A 341-nucleotide genomic window follows, 5' to 3' on the forward strand; every position below is an offset into this window, starting at 1 on the left:
AGTCGACAAACTATAGTAGCTTTAGAAAAAAATAAATATAACCCTTCTTTGATTTTAGCTTTCAAAATTGCTAATTCACTTGAGAAAGAGATAACTGATGTATTTAAATATGAGGAGGATGAATAATGGTTAATATTGCTACGATTGTAATTTGTGTGTTAGTAGTATTGGTGTTTATTGCAGAAATTTACAAAATTACATTTGAACGTCGGATGGAGTCACAAGATGAGAGAGGGCAAATGTTCATCTTTAAAATTAAGTCATTATCTTATACTGTTCTAACGGTTGGTATATTAATTGGAGTAGCATTAGTAGCAATATTTAAGTTAATAGATAAGGAA

At 29.0% G+C, this 341-nt stretch carries 2 protein-coding genes; both read left to right on the plus strand.

Features of this window, described 5'->3' with window-relative positions:
- Window positions 1-126, plus strand: a 126-nt coding sequence (locus tag JDS95_RS30620; protein ID WP_368857222.1) for a helix-turn-helix transcriptional regulator, incomplete at its 5' end; no start/stop codon positions are given.
- The coding region (locus JDS95_RS30625; protein ID WP_199691058.1) for a hypothetical protein at window positions 126-341 on the plus strand (216 nt) is incomplete at its 3' end. The genes JDS95_RS30620 and JDS95_RS30625, both read left to right, overlap by 1 nt.

This window comes from Bacillus cereus group sp. N24, assembly GCF_016483345.1.
GTDB classification, from domain to species: Bacteria; Bacillota; Bacilli; order Bacillales; family Bacillaceae_G; genus Bacillus_A; species Bacillus_A toyonensis.